Source organism: Kribbella pratensis, from assembly GCF_004365355.1.
Taxonomy (GTDB): Bacteria; Actinomycetota; Actinomycetes; order Propionibacteriales; family Kribbellaceae; genus Kribbella.
Genome location: NZ_SODP01000001.1, coordinates 1,226,182 through 1,246,688 on the forward strand (window position 1 = coordinate 1,226,182; position 20,507 = coordinate 1,246,688).

Below are 20,507 nucleotides of genomic sequence, written 5' to 3' on the forward strand. Positions count from 1 at the left end.
CCTCAGTTGGACTACCGTCAGCTGGGTGTTCCCGCCCGAGACCGACCTCCGCCCGGCCGCCTATCTCGAACAAGTCGGCACCATCTTCGCCCGCTTCGGCAACGACACCCAGGACTCCGGAAACATCTCGTACGGCGTCCGAACCGCCGACGCCAGGTACTTCGTCAAGACCGCCGGCGACCCGGACAACCCCACGCCGTACCTCGACTTCGACGGCCGCGTAGCTCTCCTCCGCAACGCCGTCGAGTTCGCGCGCTCGGTCGACCATCCCGCCCTGCCGACCCTGCACGCGGTAATCGAATCCCCAGCCGGCCCGGTGCTCGTCTACGAATGGCGCGACGGCGAGCTACTCGGCGCCTCCCGCGACCGCTTCAAGGCGCTCCCCACCGAGGAGATCCTCGCCGCACTCAACAGTCTGTACGACCTCCACGCCGCCCTCGACGAGGCCGGCTGGGTCGAAGGCGACTTCTACGACTCCTCGATGCTGTACGACTTCCCGGCGCAACGCCTGACGGTCATAGACCTCGACAGCTACCACCGCGGCCCATTCGTCAACACGATGGGCCGCATGTTCGGCTCCAGCCGCTACATGGCTCCCGAGGAGCACGTCCTGGGAGCCCTCATCGACACCCGAACCACCGCCTACGTGATGGCCCGCACGGCCCAGATCTTCCTCACGGACCCACGGTCATCCCTCGACGCCGTACTCACCGAAGCCACCACAACCCGCTTCCCGACCTACCGGGCCTTTCACGAGGCATGGCTGACCGCCTCGTCCACGATCGACGGCTGAGCGACCAGGCGGTCGAGGTGCTCGCCAGGGTCGGGCTGCGTCAGCGCCCAGGCGGCTCGGGCGACGAGGGTGATCGCCGCAGTCAGCACGGCGCCCCGGCGTACGTCGGCCGTCTGCCACGCGCCAGAACTGCCTGCCTGATAAGCGTCGACGAGTTCGTCGATCGGCGCCCGGGTGGACTGCAGCAGGTAGCCGAGGTCGAACCCGAGCGGTCCGATGCCGAACTGGTCGAAGTCCACCGCGATCACGTCGTCACCGTCGCGCCGGAGCAGGTTCGGCGGATGGATGTCGCCGTGCACGAGCAGGTGCGGCAGCCGATCGAGCTCCAGGAGTACGTCCGTCCGGCGGTTCCACAGCTCCCGGCACAGTCGCCGTACGTCGGCCGGCAGGACGTCGGCCGTCGCACAGCCCGCCCACCCGCCGTGGGCCGCGTCGTCGTCGAGCCGGTCCCGCAGGATCCGCCGGGCGAACCAGCTCGCCGGCTCCACCCGGTTGAGCCCGAACCGGCCGATCGCCTCGGCTGCCTCGGCCACTGACACCGGGCCTGGTTCGACCGCCTCGGTCCTCAGCGTGATCCCGTCCGGATCGCTCTCGACCTTCACGGCTCTCGGTGCCCGCAGTCCCTTGGTCCACTCGAGTACGCCGCTCCGCGCGACCTCGGCCTCACGCCGCCAGTACCCGTACCGCCCCGGTCGTTCGTCTCCGGGCACCAGCCTTTTGACCACGGTCCCGTCCGGGGTTCGCCACACGCCGGCGTGCGCGATCCCCTTTGCGGGCGCGAGCAATGTCCAGGCGTCCCCAGGCCTCCATCGCATCGCGGAGATTTATCACCACCAAGGGTCATGAACGGACACTCGACGTGATCACGTCACGAGCTCAACCCCCTCCTCCACGGTCGCGGCCAGCTTCGCCAGCCGCTGGAGGTGCTCGCCGGGGTCCGGTCGGTCTACCGCCCATGCGACGCGGGAGACGCCGGTGTACGCCGCCACCAACACCGCCCCGCACCTCCCACCTCCGTACGCCGTCACGAGGTCGTCCAGTGGGGCGTCGGTTGCCAGCAGTAGGTAGCCCAGGTCGAAGCCGGCCGGGCCGAGGCCGAACTGCTCCCAGTCGATCGCGACCACGTCATCGCCGTCCCGTCCGAGCAGGTTCACCGGATGCGCGTCCCCGTGCGTAGGCACCCGTGAAAGCCCATCCAGTACGGCCAGCGCCGCCTCGCGCCGAGCCCACAGCTCCTCGATCGCCGGCGAACTCAGGCCTGCTCGTGTCAGCGCATCCCACCCACCCCGCAGCTCCACGGTCCGCAGACGGTCCGCAGTACGTCCCGAGCACCCCATCCAGGCTCAGCCACCGAACAGCCCGCGAACCGCCCCAGAGCCCCAGCCAGCCCCTCTGGAGTCCATGAGGCGGCAGGCGCGTAGGCCATCCGCAGCGTGATCCCCGCCGCGTCTCGATCCACAGCCAAGCAGGCGGGCGCCCGAAGCCCCGGCGTACCCGCAACGATGCCGGACTCGGCGACCAGCGCCTGGCGCTCCCAATAGGCGTGATGGCGTAGATCCTCGACGCCGGGCAGCAGCCGTTTGACCACCTGGCCGTCGGGAGTCAGCCAGACACCGCCGGTGGCTTGGCCGGTGCCGGAGGTGAGTGGTCGCCAGTCGGGGGAGGGCTGCCAGGACATAGGAACGGCCTATCAGGATCCGGCGGTCTCGACAGGTGAATTTCAGGCCTCGTGGGTGGTTGTGGGGGCAGTGGACTGGGAAGATAGGAGGCTAGTAGTGAGCGCTTGCTTACTGTGGGTCATCAAGGCGTTGCGCGGTGGACGGAAAGTCCATCTGGTGGGCGTCATGAGGTAGTCTCGGGACACCCGGCTTGGGCCAATGTTGTCCCGCGGCCAGTTGTTTGACCGTAGGACGACGGGAGCTCCTGGATGTATGGTCGCCCCCCCATCTTTGACCGGCACCGCCCCAGCGAGGGACTCTACGACGGGCAGCACGAGCACGACGCTTGTGGTGTTGCGTTCGTCGCGACCCTGACCGGTGAACCGAGCCACGACATCGTGGCCAAGGCCTTGACTGCGCTGCGCAATCTCGAGCATCGCGGCGCGTCCGGCGCCGAACCGGACTCCGGCGACGGCGCCGGCATCCTGCTGCAGGTCCCGGACGCCTTCTACCGCAAGGTGTGCGAGTTCGAGCTGCCGGCGCCGCACAGCTACGCGACCGGTATCGCGTTCCTGCCCGCCGATCCCGACGACGCCGCCAAGGCGATCAACCGGATCGAGGAGCTGGCCGCCGAGGAGCAGTTGAGTGTCGTCGGCTGGCGGGACATCCCGACCACGCCCGACCTGCTCGGCGCGACCGCGCGTTCGGTGATGCCGACGTTCAAGCAGCTGTTCGTCAGCGCGAAGGCCGGCCGCGTGCTCGGCCTGGCGCTGGAGCGGATGGCGTTCCGGCTGCGCAAGCGCGCCGAGAAGGAGACGGAGACCTACTTCCCGTCGCTGTCCGGCCGGACCATCACCTACAAGGGGATGCTCACCACCGACCAGCTGGACAAGTTCTTCCCCGAGCTGACCGACCCCGATCTCGCCTCGGCGATCGGCATCGTGCACTCGCGGTTCTCGACGAACACGTTCCCCTCCTGGCCGCTGGCCCACCCGTACCGCTACATCGCCCACAACGGTGAGATCAACACCGTCCAGGGCAACCGGAACTGGATGCGCGCCCGCGAGGCTCTCCTCGCCAGCGACCTGATCCCCGGCGACCTCGAGCAGCTCTACCCGATCTGTACGCCGGGCGCCTCGGACTCCGCGTCGTTCGACGAGGTGCTCGAGCTCCTGCACCTCGGCGGCCGCTCGCTACCGCACGCGATGCTGATGATGATCCCGGAGGCGTGGGAGAACGCCACCACGATGGATCCGAAGCGGCGCGCGTTCTACGAGTTCCACTCGACGCTGATGGAGCCGTGGGACGGCCCGGCGTCGGTGGTCTTCTCCGACGGCACCAAGGTCGGCGCGGTCCTCGACCGCAACGGTCTGCGCCCCTCGCGGTACTGGGTGACCGAGGACGGCCTCGTCGTCCTTGCGTCCGAGGCCGGCGTGCTCGACATCGACCCGGCCACCGTGACCGAGAAGGGCCGGCTCGAGCCGGGCCGGATCTTCCTGGTCGACGTCGACGCGCACCGGATCATCACCGACGCCGAGGTGAAGAACGCCCTCGCCAACGAACACCCGTACGACGAATGGCTGCACGGCGGCCTGATCCGGTTCGAGGACCTGCACGAGCGCGAGCACGTCGTCCACAGCCACGCGTCGGTGACCCGGCGCCAGCAGGTCTTCGGGTACACCGAGGAGGAGCTGCGTCTCATCCTCACCCCGATGGCGAAGTCCGGCGCCGAGCCGATCGGCTCGATGGGCACCGACACGCCGATCGCGGTGCTGAGCGACCGGCCGCGGCTGCTGTTCGACTACTTCGCGCAGCTGTTCGCCCAGGTCACGAACCCGCCGCTGGACGCGATCCGCGAGGAGCTCGTCACCTCGCTGTCGTCGTCCCTCGGCCCGGAGTCGAACCTGCTCAGCCCGAGCCCGGCGTCCTGCCGGCAGGTGGTGATCCCGTTCCCGGTGATCACCAACGACGAGCTGGCCAAGCTCCGGCACATCAACCTCGACGGCGACATGCCCGGCCTGGCCACCACGGTCCTGCGCGGTGTGTACGACGTCGAGGGCGGTGGCGAGGCGCTGCGGACCCGCCTCGACGAGATCTGCGCCGAGGCCGACGCCGCGATCAGCGACGGCACCCGCATCCTGGTGCTGTCCGACCGGCACTCGAACGCCGACAGCGCGCCGATCCCGTCGCTGCTGCTGACCTCCGCGGTTCATCACCACCTGGTGCGGAAGAAGACCCGCACCCAGGTCGGTCTGGTCGTCGAGGCCGGTGACGTCCGCGAGGTGCACCACGTCGCGCTCCTGATGGGGTACGGCGCGGCCGCGATCAACCCGTATCTTGCGCTCGAATCGGTCGAGGACCTCTGCCGGCACGGCACCTACCTGCCGGGTATCGAGCCCGAGCAGGCCGTGCGCAACGTGGTGAAGTCGCTCGGCAAGGGCGTGCTCAAGGTCATGTCGAAGATGGGTGTCTCGACGGTCGCGTCGTACACCGGCGCCCAGATCTTCGAGGCGAACGGGCTGTCCCCGTTCCTGGTCGACATCTACTTCACCGGTACGTCGTCGAGGATCGGCGGCGTCGGCCTGGACACGATCGCCGAGGAGGTACGCCGCCGGCACCTGCGCGCGTACCCGGCGGACGGGATCCTGCCTGCGCACCGCAAGCTGGAGATCGGCGGCGAGTACCAGTGGCGCCGCGAAGGCGAGCCGCACCTGTTCGACCCGGACACGGTCTTCCGCCTGCAGCACAGCACCCGGACCGGCCGCTACGACATCTTCAAGCAGTACACGTCGCGGGTGAACGAGCAGTCCGAGCGGCTGATGACGCTGCGCGGTCTGTTCGGGTTCGGCAGTGACAGGCAGCCGATCCCGATCGACGAGGTCGAGCCGGTCAGCGAGATCGTCAAGCGATTCTCCACCGGTGCGATGAGCTACGGCTCGATCAGCGCCGAGGCGCACCAGACGCTGGCGATCGCGATGAACCAGCTCGGCGGCAAGTCGAACACCGGTGAGGGCGGCGAGGACGCCGACCGGCTGTACGACCCGAGCCGGCGGAGCTCGATCAAGCAGGTCGCCTCGGGACGGTTCGGCGTCACCGCGGAGTACCTGACGAACTCCGACGACATCCAGATCAAGATGGCGCAGGGTGCGAAGCCCGGCGAGGGCGGGCAGCTGCCCGGCCCGAAGGTGTACCCGTGGGTGGCGAGCACGCGGCACTCGACGCCGGGTGTCGGCCTGATCTCGCCGCCTCCGCACCACGACATCTACTCGATCGAGGATCTCGCCCAGCTGATCCACGACCTGAAGAACGCGAACCCGTCTGCACGGATCCACGTGAAGCTGGTCTCCGAGGTCGGTGTCGGCACGATCGCCGCGGGTGTCTCGAAGGCTCACGCGGACGTCGTACTGATCTCTGGCCACGATGGCGGTACCGGCGCGGCGCCGTTGACGTCGCTGAAGCACGCCGGTGGTCCGTGGGAGCTGGGTCTCGCCGAGACGCAGCAGACCCTGCTGCTGAACGGTTTGCGCGACCGCATCGTCGTGCAGACCGACGGCCAGCTGAAGACCGGCCGGGACGTGATCATCGCGGCGCTGCTCGGCGCCGAGGAGTTCGGTTTCGCGACCGCGCCGCTGGTGGTGTCGGGCTGCATCATGATGCGGGTGTGCCACCTCGACACGTGCCCGGTCGGCGTCGCGACGCAGAACCCGGTACTGCGGGAGCGCTTCTCCGGCAAGCCCGAATTCGTCGTGAACTTCTTCGAGTTCATCGCCGAGGAAGTCCGGGAATACCTTGCAGAGCTGGGATTCCGGACCCTGGATGAGGCGATCGGGCACGCCGAGGTGCTGGACGTGCAGCGCGCGGTCGACCACTGGAAGGCGGACGGCCTCGACCTGACGCCGATCCTGCACGTGCCGTCGCTGCCGGAGGGTGCCTCGCGGCACCAGGTCGTCGAGCAGAACCACGGCCTGGACAAGGCGCTCGACAACGAGCTGATCCGGATCTGCCGGCCGGCGCTGGAGAACGGCGAACCGGTCCGGGCACAGCTCGCGATCCGGAACGTCAACCGCACCGTCGGCACGATGCTCGGCCACGAGATCACCAAGCGGTACCGCGCGGCCGGCCTGGCCGACGGGACGATCGACCTGACCTTCACCGGTTCGGCCGGCAACTCGTTCGCCGCCTTCGTGCCGAGCGGGGTCACCCTGCGACTCGAGGGTGACGCCAACGACTACGTCGGCAAGGGCCTGTCCGGCGGCCGCGTGGTCATCCGCCCGGACCGCCGTGCGCGGTTCGACGCGGCCGACCAGATCATCGCCGGCAACGTGATCGCGTACGGCGCGACGTCGGGTGAACTGTTCATCAGCGGTGGCGTCGGGCAACGGTTCTGCGTCCGGAACTCCGGTGCGACCGCGATCGTCGAGTCGGTCGGCGACCACGCCTGCGAGTACATGACCGGCGGCCGCGTCGTCGTACTGGGCGCCGTCGGGAGGAACTTCGCGGCCGGCATGTCGGGCGGCGTGGCCCACGTGATCGACCTGGACCACACCCTGGTGAACCCGGAACTGGTGGATCTGCACCCGGTCACCACCGACGAGTCCGAACTGCTGCACGACCTGGTCCGCAGGCACTTCGAGGAGACCGGATCGGAACGGGCGGCCAAGCTGCTCGCCGACTGGCCCGCCGCGGCCGCCAGGTTCACCACGGTGATGCCCCGCGACTATGCCCGGGTGCTGGCGGCCAAGGCGGCCGCCGAGCGCGACGGGCTGGACGAGGACGCCACCACGCGAGCGATGATGGAGGCCATCTGATGGCTGATCCCAAGGGATTCCTGACCACCCCGCGGGAGGTCGCCGACCGGCGGCCGGTGGAGGAACGCAAGCAGGACTGGAAAGAGGTCTACCCCGGTGGGCCGGGCAAGGCGCTGCTGCCGATCATCACCAAGCAGGCCGGCCGGTGTATGGACTGCGGTATCCCGTTCTGCCACAACGGCTGCCCGCTGGGCAACCTGATCCCGGAGTGGAACGACCTGGTCTGGCGGGACGACTGGTCGAGCGCGATCGAGCGGCTGCACGCGACCAACAACTTCCCGGAGTTCACCGGCCGGCTCTGCCCGGCGCCGTGCGAGACCGCCTGCGTGCTCGGCATCAACCAGGACCCGGTGACGATCAAGAACGTCGAGGTCGCGATCATCGACAAGGCGTGGGAGGCGGGCGACGTCCGGCCCCAGCCGCCGGAGTGGCTGACCGGCAAGACGATCGCGGTCGTCGGCTCCGGTCCGTCGGGCCTGGCCGCCGCGCAGCAGCTGACCCGCGCGGGGCACACGGTCGCGGTCTACGAGCGCGCCGACGCCCCGGGCGGCCTGCTGCGGTACGGCATCCCCGAGTTCAAGATGGAGAAGATCCAGGTCGACCGCCGGATCCAGCAGATGAAGGAGGAGGGCACGGTCTTCCGCTCGGGCGTGAACGTCGGCGTGGACGTGACCGGCACCCAGCTCAAGCAGCGGTACGACGCTGTCGTCATCGCGACCGGATCCACCGCGGCCCGCGACCTGCCCGTGCCGGGTCGTGAGTACGGCGGCATCCACCAGGCGATGGAGTACCTGCCGCAGGCCAACCGGGTCGCTCTCGGGCAGACCGTCGACGACCAGATCGTTGCTACCGGCAAGGACGTGGTGATCATCGGCGGCGGCGACACCGGCGCCGACTGCCTCGGTACGGCGCACCGGCAGGGCGCCCGGACGGTGACCCAGCTGGAGATCATGCCGCGCCCGGGTGACGACCGGCCCGACCACCAGCCGTGGCCGACGTACCCGATGATCTACCGGGTTGCCTCCGCGCACGAGGAGGGCGGCGACCGCGTGTACGCCGTCTCGACGGTGAACTTCGAGGCCGATGCCGACGGCAACGTGTCGGGCCTGAAGCTGGTCGAGGTCGAGTTCTCCGAGGGCCGGTTCAACCCGGTCGAAGGGACCGAGCGGACCATCCCGGCGCAGCTCGTGCTGCTCGCGATGGGCTTCCTCGGCCCGGAGCGCGAGGGCTTCCTCGAGCAGCTCGGCGTGGAGCTCGACGAGCGCGGCAACGTCAAGCGGGACAAGGACTACCAGACCTCGGTCGCGGGCGTGTTCGCCTGCGGTGACGCCGGTCGCGGTCAGTCCCTGATCGTCTGGGCGATCGCCGAGGGCCGCTCCTGCGCCAACGGCGTGGACAGTCACCTCACCGGCTCGTCGACCCTCCCGACCCCGATCCCGCCGACAGCACGTCCGCTCGCCGTGTGAGCTTCGCTAGGTTGTAGGTGTGGTCGGGCGGTTGGTGACAAGAGCGCGGCTCAGGGCAATTGCGCCGTGGGCCGCGCTGAGCTTGCTCTTTGTGGTGACGTCGGTCGTGGTGGGTCTGCTCGGCTTCGTGAACGACTCCGAGCGGGTCACGATCGGTGCGCACGCGGCCACGGTGTCGCCCACCTTCGACGGGTACGCGACGCTCGACCTCGGCGCCGTACTCCCGCGGCTGCGGATCCCGGCCGACACTCCGGGCAGCATCGGCGTCAACATCGACGTCCAGGAGACCGATGCCGACAACCTCACCGAGCTGCTCACCCGCGACACCCTGATCGCGTCCCAGCCCGACGGTGAAATCGGGCAGATCAAGCAGGTCATCCAGCAGATGGCCGTCGACAACGCGGTCGCCGGAGCCGGTACCGGCCTGCTCGTGGTCGTCGTGGTCGCGACGCTCTGGACAGCCGTCGGCGCACGCCGCCGGCGCGAACTGTGGCACCTGGTCCACCGGCACGAACGCCGGTTCGAGCACCGCGCCATCGTCGTCCTGGTCGCGATGCTGATCACGATCGCCTCGATCTACGGACCCGGCCGGATGCGACCGGCCGAAGTACCGCCCACGCAGTGGCAGCCGTTGTTCAAGCTGCTGCCGGAGATGTCGTTCGACAACCGGTTGAAGAAGGTCGAGGTCGCGTCCGGGTTCTCGACCACCGGCGGCGTCGGGGTGATCCGGACGCTGGTCGAGACGTATCGGAAGTCCACCGAGCTGTACGGCCGGCTCAAGAACCGGGTCGCCGACGTCGCGCCGGAGATCCACCAGCCGGGCAAGGAGCAGACGGTCGCGCTGCTGGTGTCGGACCGGCACGACAACATCGGGATCGACGGATTCGCGTCCGAGGTGGCGAAGGCCGGCGGCGCCAAGCTCCTGATCGACGCCGGTGACGACACCTCGTCGGGACAGAGTTGGGAAGCGTTCAGCATCAACTCGCTGCGGCAGCACTTCAAGGACTTCAAGGTGGTCGCGGTGGCGGGCAACCACGACGCGGGCGGACACGTCGAGGAATTCATGCGCAAGGCCGGGTTCACCGTGCTCGACAGCAAGCCGGTCGAGGTGGAGGGGATCCGGTTCCTCGGCGACAGCGACCCGACCAAGACCGGGCTGGGCAGTGCGGACACCCCGGGGGACGAGACGATCGAGCACCAGTCCCAGCGGCTCGCGGACATCGCCTGCGACCAGCCGGAGGACAAGCGGATCTCGACGATGGTCGTGCACGACCCGTCCTCGTTCGCCGCCACTGCCGAGCGCGGGTGTGCGTCACTGCTGCTGTCCGGACATCTGCACCGCCAGGTCGGCCCCACGACCGGGCCGGTCGGCGACCGCGAGGTCACGACGTACACGAACGGGACGACCGGGGGAGCGGCGTACGCCTTCGCCCTGGGCTACACGCTGCGGAAGCCCGGCGAGGTCACCCTCATCACGTACCAGAAGGGGCTGCCGGTCGGCCTGCAGACGGTCACCGCGCAACCCAGCGGCGATGTGACGGTCGGGCCCTACAACCCCTTGAGTTCTTGACGATTCAGGCTCTGTGGACGATTGCCATCAGGTGTTAACCGTCCAGTAACGGGGGTGGACCAGCGGGGTCAGTGGTTTGCAGGAGTAGGGTTTTGTGACGTGCGTCGCGCAAAGATCGTTTGTACGCTCGGCCCGGCTACGGCCGCCCCGGAGCGCATCACGGAACTCGTCCAAGCAGGTATGGACGTCGCAAGGCTCAACCTGAGCCATGGGGCCCATGCCGAGCATGAGCGCATCTACCAGCGGATCCGCACCGCTGCGGCGGAGACCGGGAGCAACGTCGGCATCCTGGTCGACCTGCAGGGACCGAAGATCCGGCTGGCCGAGTTCGCCGAGGGCAAGGCAACGCTGACCTACGGCGAACGCTTCACGATCACCACCCGGGAGGTGCCGGGCGATCAGACCATCTGCGGGACGACGTACGACGGCCTGCCGCGTGACGTGCGGCCGGGCGACCAGCTGCTGATCGACGACGGCCGGATCGCGCTGGTGGCCGAGGAGGTGACCGAGACCGACGTGGTCTGCCGGGTCACCGTCGGCGGGCCGGTGTCGAACCACAAGGGCATCAACCTGCCCGGTGTCGCGGTCAGCGTGCCGGCGATGTCCGAGAAGGACGTCGAGGACCTGCGCTGGGCCTTGCACCTGCCGGCCGACATGATCGCGCTGTCGTTCGTGCGGAACGCGGCCGACATCCAGCTCGTGCACAAGATCATGGACGAGGAGGGGCTGCGGCTCCCGGTCATCGCCAAGATCGAGAAGCCGCAGGCGGTCGCCAACCTGGACGAGATCATCGAGGCGTTCGACGGGTTCATGGTCGCCCGCGGCGACCTCGGCGTGGAGCTCCCGCTCGAGGAGGTCCCGCTGGTCCAGAAGCTGATCATCGACCAGGCCCGGCTGAACGCGAAGCCGGTCATCGTCGCCACCCAGATGCTCGAGTCGATGATCTCCGCGCCGCGCCCGACGCGGGCCGAGGCATCCGACGTCGCGAACGCCGTACTCGACGGTGCGGACGCGGTCATGCTGTCCGGCGAGACCAGCGTCGGCCGGTTCCCGATCGAGACCGTCAAGACGATGGCGCGGATCGTGGAGTCCACCGAGGAGCACGGCCTCAGCCGGGTCCAGGCGATCGAGTGGGAGCCGAAGACCAAGGGCGGCGTGATCGCCCGGGCCGCCGCGGATGTCGCCGAGCGGCTGGACGCGAAGTACCTGATCGCCTTCACGCAGTCGGGTGACACCGCGCTGAGGTTGGCGCGGTACCGCACCGAAGTACCGCTGCTCGCCTTCACCCCGGTCCCGTCGGTCAGCTCCTGGCTGAGCGTCGTGTGGGGCATCGAGACGTACATCGTCCCGACCGTCGAACACACCGACGAAATGGTCCGCCAAGTAGACCAGCGCCTCCTGGAACTCGGCAAGCTCCAGAAGGGCGACCTGGTCGTCATCGTCGCCGGCTCCCCACCCAGCATCCCCGGCTCCACCAACGCCCTCCGAGTCCACCGCATGGGCGACGCCATCGAAGGAATAGCCCCCGCCTACCGCAGCCAAAACCCGTAACAACAGCTTGAACAGAGCCGGGCAGCCAACCATCTGCCCGGCTCACCCATGTACGAGCCAGAAACAGAGATTTGAGAAGTGGCTGGCTTGGGTGGCCGGCTGGCGGATCGGTGGTGCTCGTGCAGGGAAAGAGCAAGGGCGAAGAACTGGGATTGGGACTGGGCGGGTTTGGTGGTCGGGCGGCTGGAGGTTGGGTTGGTTTGCTTATGACTTTGGGCCGATGAAGGTGTCTAGTTGGGCGACTGCTTCTCGGCGGGCGACTGATAGGGCGTTGGGGCGGGGCATGCGCCAGGGGATGGCTAGTAGGTCTAGGGACCTCTGGCAGAGGTGCATGATGTCGGGGGACTCGTTGGCGAACATGTAGCGGGGGTATTCGTAGCGCTTGACCTCGCCGCGGACTGTGCGGGCGGTCCAGTTTGCGACTCGGCAGCCGTCGGAGTTGAACAGGCCGCGGAGGAAGAGTTCGGGGTGGTTGGCAACGATCTCCTGTTGCCAAGGCATCAGCTCGATGCGGCGGTGATGCTTCGGGCCGGGGCCGTGCTGGGGGAACAAGCACGGCCAGTGCTTCCAGTAGGCGACGAGCGACGTGTATCCCACGGCCCGGACCCGGTGCACCGGCCGACCCGGACGTACGGCGACAACCGCCTCGGCAGCCTCGTCGATCAGCCGAGGGTAGGCGTCGTCGCACGCGATCCTGAGGGCGTACACCTCGCGCCGGTGCTTCGACAGGCTTCCGTCACCCAGATACAACCCCAGCAAATGCGCGTACGACGCAGCCTCCAGCTTGCCGTTCGTGCATCGCGGGCAGTCGCCCGGGTACGACGCACGCCCGTCGCGGTCACGCCAGTCACGCAGGGTAGCCCGACTCACCCCGAGCCGCTGACTGATCGAGTTGAGACTCTCCCCACGAGCCATTGCGGCGCGGGCAATCACGCGCATCTGCTCGTCGTACATGACGAGAGACTCGCAGAGACGACCGACAGATCGCGGTCGATGACGAAGGTGCCCTGGGTGGGACTCGAACCCACACTGTACGGGTTTTGAATCCGCATTCTCTGCCAATTGGAATACCAGGGCGTGGCCAGAGAGATGTTAGCGCATCGACGTGGCTCATCGCGCATCGACATGACTACCGAAACTGTCGGTGCGGTTGCGGATGCTTGGGCATGGCTCACTTCAGGTCGCAGGAGACGGTGGACTCTGCGTTGCGGATGTCGGATGACGGGGTCAGCGACAAGATCAACGCCGAGATCCACGGTGTTGCCATCAAGACGATTCGCCGGTGGCGTCGGCTGTACCAGCGGCGTGGCTTGCCGCGAGGGACTGCATACCCGGGAACTCCTTGTCCTCGGTGTGACGGGGCGGAGTTGGACGAGTCGGCGTACGCGTTGTTGCTCGGGTGGTACCTGGGCGACGGCCACATCGCGAAAGCCAGGCGGGGCGTGTACGTGTTGTCGATCTCGAACGATCCGAAGTACCCGGTCCTCAACCAGGAGATCGCAGCCACGATGCGACTGGTGAAACCTACCGCCAGTCCCTGCCTGCGGAACGGTCACGCGATCCGGATCGAGGCGCGGTGGAAGCACTGGCCATGCCTCTTCCCGCAGCATGGGCCCGGGCGGAAGCATGAGAGGAAGATCGCGCTCGAGGAGTGGCAGTTGGAGATAGTTGCCAAGTACCCCGAACAGTTGTTGCGAGGGCTGTTTCACTCGGACGGGTGCAGGTTTGTGAACTGGGCTAGCAAGCCGGCGAGTGAGAAGCGGTACTACTACGTTCGCTACATGTTCTCGAACGAGTCGGAGGACATCCGCAAGATTCTCACCGATGCGTTGGATCTGTTGGGGATCGCCTGGCGGCAGCCGAGGCGTAACGCGATCGCGGTCAGCCGGAAAGATGCGGTGGCGGTGTTGGACGGGTTCGTGGGGGTTAAGGGGTGAGGTCGCTAAGGTGTGGGCGTGACTGCTAAGCGTGTGGTGATCGCTGAGGACGAGGCTCTGATTCGGATGGATCTGGCCGAGATGCTCGCGGAAGAGGGGTATGACGTCGTCGGGCAGGCGGGGGACGGGGAAGAGGCGATCCGGCTGGCGGAGGAGCAGCGGCCGGATCTGGTGATTCTCGATGTGAAGATGCCCAAGCTGGACGGGTTGAGTGCGGCGGAGAAGATCGCGGGGGAGCGGATCGCGCCGGTGCTGATGCTGACCGCGTTCTCGCAGCGGGAGCTGGTCGAGCGGGCGCGTGACGCCGGCGCGATGGCGTACTTGGTGAAACCGTTCTCCAAGGCCGATCTGCTGCCCGCGATCGAGATCGCCGCGTCCCGGTACGTCGAGCTCGCCGAGCTGGAGCGCGAGGTCGCGGACCTGGCCGAGCGGCTGGAGACGCGCAAGCTGGTCGACCGGGCCAAGTCGATCCTGCAGACCAAGTTCGGGTTGTCCGAGCCGGACTCGTTCCGCTGGATCCAGAAAACCGCAATGGATAAAAGAGTTTCGATGCGCCAGGTCGCGCAGTTGGTGGTTGACGAGGCTGGCAGTAGCGACTGAATCACTCTCCGCTCAACGCCCTGAGCGGTGGTACAGCACCATTCGAACCCATGCTGCTTACCGCTGTAACGACCTCACAACACACGCTCTGTCACATCGCCTGGAGAGCCGCACGAGGTCTAACCTGCGGATGCTCGCGGCAAACGCGGGAGTCCGGGGATTTGCCGGACTATCCAGACATGGGAGGAACAGTGCACCAGCGTTCCGTAGTAAGGGTCGGCGCGTCGCTGATCGTTGCGTCGTTGGCCCTGACTGCCTGCGGCTCACGCAGTGGCAACGACTCCGGGGGCAGCTCCGGGGGTTCGACGAAGACTGCCAAGATCGGCGTCATCGCGCCGCTGTCCGGAGACTTGTCGGCCCTGGGTCTGGGTATCCAGCACTCCGTCGAGCTGGCCGTGAAGCAGGCCAACGACTCCAACGCGATTCCGGGCTGGAAGCTCGAGGTCGTGCCGAAGGACGACGAGGCGAAGCCGGACCCGGGTAAGAACGCGGCCACCGCGCTTGCCGGTGACAAGGACGTGGTCGGCGTCGTCGGCACGCTGAACACCAGCGTCAGCCAGCAGGTTCAGCCGGTTCTCGCCTCGGCGAAGATCGTCCAGGTCTCGCCGGCCAACACCGGCCCGGGCCTGACCCAGGGCGCCAACTGGCAGACCGACCCGAAGCGGCCGTACCCGACGTACTTCCGCACCTGCACCACCGACGCGGTGCAGGGTCCGTTCGCGGCCCGGTACCTGTACGAGACGGCGAAGATCACCAAGGTCGCCACGATCCACGACAAGAAGGCCTACGGCCAGGGCCTGGTCGGCACCTTCACCGAGGAGTTCAAGAAGCTGGGTGGTCAGGTCGTCGCGGCGCAGACCATCAACCCGGACGACTCGAACTACCAGGCCGTGATCTCGTCGATCAAGCCGTCCGGCCCGCAGGCGGTCTACTACGGTGGTGAGTACCCGCAGGCCGGTCCGCTCTCGCAGCAGATGAAGGCCGCCGGTCTGAACGTCCCGCTGATGGGCGGCGACGGCATCTACGACCCGAAGTACATCACCCTGGCCGGTAAGACCAGCGACAACGACCTGGCCACCTCGGTCGGTGCGCCGGTCGACACGCTGGAGTCGGCGAAGAAGTTCGTCTCCGACTACAACGCGGCGGGCTACAAGGACCCGTACGCGGCGTACGGCGGCTACTCCTTCGACGCGGCCAACGCGATCATCGCGGCGCTGAAGACCTCGCTGAAGGACGCCAAGGACGTCGAGTCCGCGCGTCAGGCGACGGTCGACGCGATGAGCAAGGTCTCGTTCGACGGCGTGACCGGCAAGGTCTCCTTCGACCAGTACGGCGACACCACCTCGAAGGTGCTCACCGTCTACAAGGTTGCCGGCGGCAAGTGGGCCACCGTCGAGACCAAGGCGTTCGAAGACAAGTAAGCAAAGTTGACCCTCATGTCTCGGGGGTGGGAGCGATCCTCCCACCCCCGTGGCGTGTCATAACTGAGGCAGATGGGAGGTCGACGTGGACCAGTTCTTCCAGCAGCTCGTCAACGGGCTGACCTTGGGCTCGCTGTACGCCTTGATCGCGGTGGGCTACACCGTCGTCTACGGCATCGTGCAGCTCATCAACTTCGCCCACGGCGAGGTCTTCATGATCGGTGCGTTCGGCGCACTGACGACGTACCTGTTGTTCTTCGACGGCAAGACCAGCCTGTGGATCCTGCCGATCATGATCATCGGTGCCATCCTCGCCTCGGTCGGCACGGCCGTGGCGATGGAACGTGTCGCGTACCGTCCCCTGCGGAACGCGCCACGACTCGCACCGCTGATCACCGCGATCGGCATCTCGGTCTTCTTGCAGGAGTTCGTCCGGCTGTTCTACGAGCGCCCGGGCTGGACGTTGTTCGCCTTCGCCTTCGCGGCGCTGGGCGTCGGCTACTACGTCGGCGCGCGAGTGGCGAAGGCCGAGCTGAACCACCCGGTGAGCAAGTGGTACGACCGTGCCGCGCTGATCGGCGCCGTGGTCGGCGCCGTCGCCGTCTGGGTCGTGGTGCGGCAGGTCGACAGCGACCTGACCGCTGTGATGGTGGCGCTCGTCATCGTCGGCGGCGCGGTCGTCGGTACGGCGATCGGCTGGCTGGCCGGTCTCGTGGTACGCCGGAGGGCGCGCACGGAGATCAAGATCCAGGCGATCGCCGCGGCTGCGGCCGCTGCGGCCGTGGCCGCGGTGGTGGGCTGGGTGCTCTTCGAGAAGCTCATCAGCAGCATCACCTGGCCGAGCGCCAAGCAGCGCATCCCGTTCCCGCAGATCGATGTGGTGACCGGGACCGCGTTCGATGTCGGCGGCGTGACGATCCAGCGGTCCGCGATCTTCACCATGGCCGCGCTGGCGATCTGTGCCGCCCTGCTGTGGTTCTTCATCAACCGGACCAGGCTCGGACGTGGCATGCAGGCGGTGTCGCAGGACCCGGACACCGCCCGGCTGATGGGTATCAACGTCGACCGGATCATCGTGGTCGCGTTCGCGCTCGGTGCCGTACTCGCGGCCATCGCGGGTGTCTCGCAGGGACTGCAGAACAACAACATCGACTTCCGGATGGGCTTCCTGGCCGGTCTGAAGGCGTTCACCGCCGCCGTTCTGGGTGGTATCGGCAACGTCTACGGCGCTGTCGTCGGCGGGCTGGTGCTCGGTGTCATCGAGGCGATGGCGACGCAGTACATCCCGGGCCAGTTCGGTGGTAGCACCTGGAAGGACGTCTGGGCCTTCGTGATCCTGATTCTGGTACTGGTGTTCAGGCCGCAGGGCCTGCTCGGCGCGAGGGTGGTGGACCGGGCATGACCGATGTGAAGACGCCTCCGGCGGAGCCGGGGACCGCGGCCGAGCCGGAAGCCAAGCCGCTGGCCTGGCCGCTCGGTCTGGCCGGGGTGGTGCTCGTGATCGTCGGCTCCTTCCTGTCCTGGAGCTACGACAGCTCGATCCTGGGTGACCTGTCGATCAACTTCTATCCCGGCGGCCTGCAGATCCTGGCGATCATTCTCGCTGTGGTCGCGCTGGTCCTGCTGCTGGCCGAGAAGGGTCCGTTGACCAAGCTGGGCGCGTGGCTCGACGCCACCGCCGGTCTGCGGGCACTGGGCGTGACTCTCACCCTGTACATGGTGCTGGTCGTGATCGCGATCACGGCCGACTCCGACGGCCTGATCAACGTGAACCCCGGTGCTTACGTCTCGCTCGGCGGCGCCGTGCTGATCCTGGTCAGCGCCTGGATGCTGCCGTTGCGGCACTTGCGGGACATGAGCGAAGCGCGACTGCCGGCCTGGTTCGAGATCCTCGCGATCGCGGTCCTGATGGCCGCGGTGCTGTTCGTCGCGGCGTACGCGCTCGGCCTGGAGGACGCCTGGTCGTTCATCCTCTGCCTGGTCTTCCTCGCGGCACTCGTGACCGTACTGTTCCGGACCGGGTCGCTGACCTGGATCGGCCACGTCAGCCAGCGCAACCGCAAGGTGCTCACGCTGTCGGCGTTCCTGGTCGCGTTCCTGTTCCCGTTCACCCAGGGCGGGTCGGACGCGAACATGTCGATCGCCACTCAGGTGCTGGTCTTCGCGGCGACCGCGATGGGCCTGAACATCGTGGTCGGTCTGGCCGGCCTGCTGGACCTCGGGTACATCGCGTTCCTCGGGTCCGGTGCATACGTCGCCGCCACCATGTCGACCTCGGCGTTCGCCACCGTCGGGTGGAAGCCGCCGTTCCTGGTCGTCATGCTGATCGGTGCCGGCGTCGCGGCGACCCTGGGTCTGATCATCGGTACGCCGACCCTGCGGGTCTCGGGTGACTACCTGGCCATCGTGACGCTGGGCTTCGGTGAGATCTTCCGGTTCTCGATGTTCAACCTGGACGGCAACAACGGCCCGAACCTGACCAACGGCCCGAACGGCGTCCCCGGCATCCCGGACCTGGAGATCGGCGGATTCAACTTCGGTGAGGTGCACACGGTCGCCGGGATCGAGCTCGGCCGGTTCTCGAACTACTACTTCCTGCTGCTGGTCCTGACCGCGTTCGTCATCCTGGTCTTCTCCCGGCTGAACAACAGCCGGATCGGCCGTGGCTGGGTGGCGATCCGCGAGGACGAGAAGGCAGCCGAGGCAATGGGCGTGAACACGTTCGGGCTGAAGCTGCTCGCGTTCGCGGTCGGTGCCTTCCTGGCCGGCCTGGCGGGCACCATCAAGGCCCACCAGGACGGCGCGGTCAGCCCGGACCAGTACATCTTCCTGGAGTCGGCGTTCCTGCTCGCCGCGATCGTGCTCGGCGGTATGGGCACCATCGCCGGTGTGTTGCTGGGTGCAACGATCCTGAAGCTGCTGCCGGAGAAGCTGCGGTTCTTCTCGGAGTACCGGCTGCTGCTGTTCGGTCTGCTGCTGGTGCTGATGATGCGGTTCCGGCCCGAGGGTCTGGTCGCGAACAGACGCCGCCAGCTGGAGTTCCACGAAGAGGACGAACAGCTGGCCGTCGAGATCGACGATGAGCACCTACTGGTGGAGGAGGCGAAATGACCGTCACCGAATCGAACCCGGCCCCGGCGCGAGCACCTGGCGCCGCGGTGCTGGAGGCCACTGGCGTGACCATGCGGTTCGGTGGTCTGCTCGCGGTCAACGACGTCAACCTGACCGTCCGGGAAGGCGAGATCGTCGGCCTGATCGGCCCGAACGGGGCCGGCAAGACGACCTTCTTCAACTGCCTGACCGGCCTCTACAAGCCGACCAGCGGCCAGGTCAGGTTCTCCGGTACGCCGCTGCCGCCCAAGCCACGGGCGGTCGTCAAGGCCGGGATGGCGCGGACGTTCCAGAACATCCGCCTGTTCGCCAACATGACCGCGCTCGAGAACGTGATGGTCGGCCGGTACTGCCGGACCAGCTCGGGCGCGCTCACGTCGGTCCTGCGGGGGCCGAAGTTCCGCCGCGAGGAGGCTGCCACCACGGCGCGCGCCCAGGAGCTCCTGGAGTTCGTGGGCCTTGGCAAGTCGACCGAGCACCTGGCCCGGAACATGCCGTACGGCGACCAGCGCCGGCTCGAGATCGCGCGGGCGCTGGCCACCGACCCGAAGCTCATCCTGCTGGACGAGCCGACGGCCGGTATGAACCCGCTGGAGACCCGGCAGGCCAGTGACCTGATCTTCAAGATCCGGGACTCGGGGCTGTCGGTCGTGGTGATCGAGCACGACATGCGGTTCATCTTCAACCTCTGCGACCGGGTGCTCTGCCTGGTCCGCGGCGAGGCCCTGATCGAGGGCACGCCGCACGAGGTGCAGTCCGACCCGCGGGTGATCGAGGCCTACATCGGCACCGGCGAGGAGGACGACGAGGAAGAGGTGGAGCGCCTCCAGGACGCCCCCGCCGAAGGGGAGGAGACCCCGTGAGCGCGATGCTCGAGGTCCGTGACCTGGAAGTTGCCTACGGCAAGATCGTTGCGGTGAAGAAGATCAGCTTCAGCGTGGAGCAGGGGCAGGTGGTGTCGCTGATCGGCACCAACGGCGCCGGCAAGACCACCACGCTGCGGACGATCTCGGGGCTGCTCCGGCCGACGTCGGGCGAGATCCTGTTCCAGGGTGAGCGGATCGAGCAGGTGGCCGCGCACGACATCGTGGCGCGTGGGCTGGCGCACTCGCCGGAAGGCCGGCGGATCTTCCCCCGGCTGTCGGTCGAGGAGAACCTGATGCTCGGCGCGTTCGCCCGCAAGGACCCCTCGGGCGTGCGGACCGATCTGGACGCGGCGTACGACCTGTTCCCGATCCTGGGGGAGCGGCGCAAGCAGCCGGCCGGCACGTTCTCCGGCGGTGAGCAGCAGATGCTGGCGATGGGCCGGGCGATGATGAGCCGGCCGAAGCTGCTGATGCTGGACGAGCCGTCGATGGGTCTGTCGCCGATCATGATGAAGCGGATCATGTCCACGGTGACCGAACTGCAGCGGCAGGGGACGACGATCCTGCTGGTCGAGCAGAACGCGCAGGCTGCGTTGAAGCGGGCCGACTACGGCTACGTGCTCGAGGTCGGGAAGATCGTGCTGTCGGGTTCCGGCAGCGATCTCTTGGTGAACGACTCGGTCCGTAAAGCCTATCTGGGCGAGGACTGAGAGGTCGTCGCTGCTG

16 protein-coding genes and 1 tRNA gene are annotated in these 20,507 nt (G+C 67.6%); 12 read left to right on the forward strand and 5 right to left on the reverse strand.

The window, feature by feature from the left end:
• Nucleotides 1-25: 25 nt before the first annotated feature.
• Nucleotides 26-793: a serine/threonine protein kinase gene (locus EV653_RS05735; protein ID WP_134098634.1), complete on the forward strand. Its 768-nt coding sequence runs from the start codon at nucleotides 26-28 to the stop codon at nucleotides 791-793.
• On the opposite strand, the gene EV653_RS05740 is transcribed toward EV653_RS05735, so the two are convergent.
• From EV653_RS05740 to EV653_RS05750, 3 genes are read right to left on the reverse strand one after another with little or no spacing between them, the layout of a single operon-like run.
• Complete coding sequence (locus EV653_RS05740) at nucleotides 751-1,608, reverse strand: aminoglycoside phosphotransferase family protein (RefSeq protein ID WP_134098636.1); 858 nt, start codon at nucleotides 1,606-1,608, stop codon at nucleotides 751-753. The two genes, EV653_RS05735 and EV653_RS05740, sit on opposite strands and share 43 nt — an antisense overlap.
• Nucleotides 1,609-1,656: 48 nt before the next feature.
• Entirely contained in the window at nucleotides 1,657-2,091 is a 435-nt protein-coding gene (locus EV653_RS05745; RefSeq protein ID WP_166679295.1) for a phosphotransferase family protein, read from the reverse strand.
• Entirely contained in the window at nucleotides 2,061-2,471 is a 411-nt protein-coding gene (locus EV653_RS05750) for a hypothetical protein (RefSeq protein WP_134098640.1), read from the reverse strand. The genes EV653_RS05745 and EV653_RS05750 overlap by 31 nt, the downstream gene beginning before the upstream one ends.
• 249 nt (nucleotides 2,472-2,720) lie before the next feature.
• Between EV653_RS05750 and gltB the strand changes: the two genes are divergently transcribed.
• From gltB to pyk, 4 genes are all read left to right on the forward strand, one after another.
• Nucleotides 2,721-7,259 (forward strand): glutamate synthase large subunit, encoded by a 4,539-nt coding sequence (gene gltB / locus EV653_RS05755; protein ID WP_134098642.1) that lies wholly within the window; start codon nucleotides 2,721-2,723, stop codon nucleotides 7,257-7,259.
• The gene (locus EV653_RS05760) at nucleotides 7,259-8,725 is read left to right on the forward strand and encodes a glutamate synthase subunit beta (protein ID WP_134098644.1); all 1,467 of its coding nucleotides are present in this window, start codon (nucleotides 7,259-7,261) and stop codon (nucleotides 8,723-8,725) included. Before gltB ends, EV653_RS05760 begins: the two co-directional genes overlap by 1 nt.
• Before the next feature lie 34 nt (nucleotides 8,726-8,759).
• Nucleotides 8,760-10,295 carry a metallophosphoesterase family protein gene (locus EV653_RS05765; RefSeq protein WP_134098646.1) on the forward strand — a complete coding sequence of 512 codons (1,536 nt, stop codon included), beginning with the start codon at nucleotides 8,760-8,762 and terminating at the stop codon, nucleotides 10,293-10,295.
• A 99-nt stretch (nucleotides 10,296-10,394) separates the two neighbouring features.
• Nucleotides 10,395-11,846 carry a pyruvate kinase gene (gene pyk, locus EV653_RS05770; protein ID WP_134098648.1) on the forward strand — a complete coding sequence of 484 codons (1,452 nt, stop codon included), beginning with the start codon at nucleotides 10,395-10,397 and terminating at the stop codon, nucleotides 11,844-11,846.
• 204 nt (nucleotides 11,847-12,050) lie between these two features.
• Here pyk and EV653_RS05775 read toward each other — a convergent pair whose 3' ends face one another.
• Together EV653_RS05775 and EV653_RS05780 are read right to left on the reverse strand one after the other, a co-directional pair.
• A complete protein-coding gene (locus EV653_RS05775) occupies nucleotides 12,051-12,800 on the reverse strand; it encodes a transcriptional regulator (RefSeq protein ID WP_134098650.1) in 750 nt (249 codons plus the stop codon).
• A gap of 49 nt (nucleotides 12,801-12,849) precedes the next feature.
• Nucleotides 12,850-12,923 (reverse strand) — tRNA-Leu (locus EV653_RS05780).
• Nucleotides 12,924-13,213: 290 nt separating this feature from the next.
• On the opposite strand from EV653_RS05780, the gene EV653_RS05785 reads away from it, so the two are divergent.
• The 7 genes from EV653_RS05785 (at nucleotide 13,214) to EV653_RS05815 (ending at nucleotide 20,491) form a co-directional block, all read left to right on the forward strand.
• Nucleotides 13,214-13,783 carry a transcriptional regulator gene (locus EV653_RS05785; protein WP_238159584.1) on the forward strand — a complete coding sequence of 190 codons (570 nt, stop codon included), beginning with the start codon at nucleotides 13,214-13,216 and terminating at the stop codon, nucleotides 13,781-13,783.
• Nucleotides 13,784-13,801: 18 nt separating this feature from the next.
• Nucleotides 13,802-14,383: an ANTAR domain-containing response regulator gene (locus EV653_RS05790; RefSeq protein WP_134098654.1), complete on the forward strand. Its 582-nt coding sequence runs from the start codon at nucleotides 13,802-13,804 to the stop codon at nucleotides 14,381-14,383.
• Nucleotides 14,384-14,562: 179 nt separating this feature from the next.
• Nucleotides 14,563-15,804 carry a branched-chain amino acid ABC transporter substrate-binding protein gene (locus EV653_RS05795; protein ID WP_238159585.1) on the forward strand — a complete coding sequence of 414 codons (1,242 nt, stop codon included), beginning with the start codon at nucleotides 14,563-14,565 and terminating at the stop codon, nucleotides 15,802-15,804.
• 85 nt (nucleotides 15,805-15,889) lie between these two features.
• Entirely contained in the window at nucleotides 15,890-17,206 is a 1,317-nt protein-coding gene (locus EV653_RS05800; protein WP_134098655.1) for a branched-chain amino acid ABC transporter permease, read from the forward strand.
• The gene (locus tag EV653_RS05805) at nucleotides 17,203-18,915 is read left to right on the forward strand and encodes a branched-chain amino acid ABC transporter permease (RefSeq protein WP_134098657.1); all 1,713 of its coding nucleotides are present in this window, start codon (nucleotides 17,203-17,205) and stop codon (nucleotides 18,913-18,915) included. The genes EV653_RS05800 and EV653_RS05805 overlap by 4 nt, the downstream gene beginning before the upstream one ends.
• Nucleotides 18,912-19,778 carry an ABC transporter ATP-binding protein gene (locus EV653_RS05810; protein WP_134098659.1) on the forward strand — a complete coding sequence of 289 codons (867 nt, stop codon included), beginning with the start codon at nucleotides 18,912-18,914 and terminating at the stop codon, nucleotides 19,776-19,778. The genes EV653_RS05805 and EV653_RS05810 overlap by 4 nt, the downstream gene beginning before the upstream one ends.
• Nucleotides 19,775-20,491, forward strand: coding sequence for an ABC transporter ATP-binding protein (locus EV653_RS05815; RefSeq protein ID WP_134098662.1), 717 nt, complete (start codon nucleotides 19,775-19,777; stop codon nucleotides 20,489-20,491). The genes EV653_RS05810 and EV653_RS05815 overlap by 4 nt, the downstream gene beginning before the upstream one ends.
• The last annotated feature ends 16 nt before the right edge of the window (nucleotides 20,492-20,507 follow it).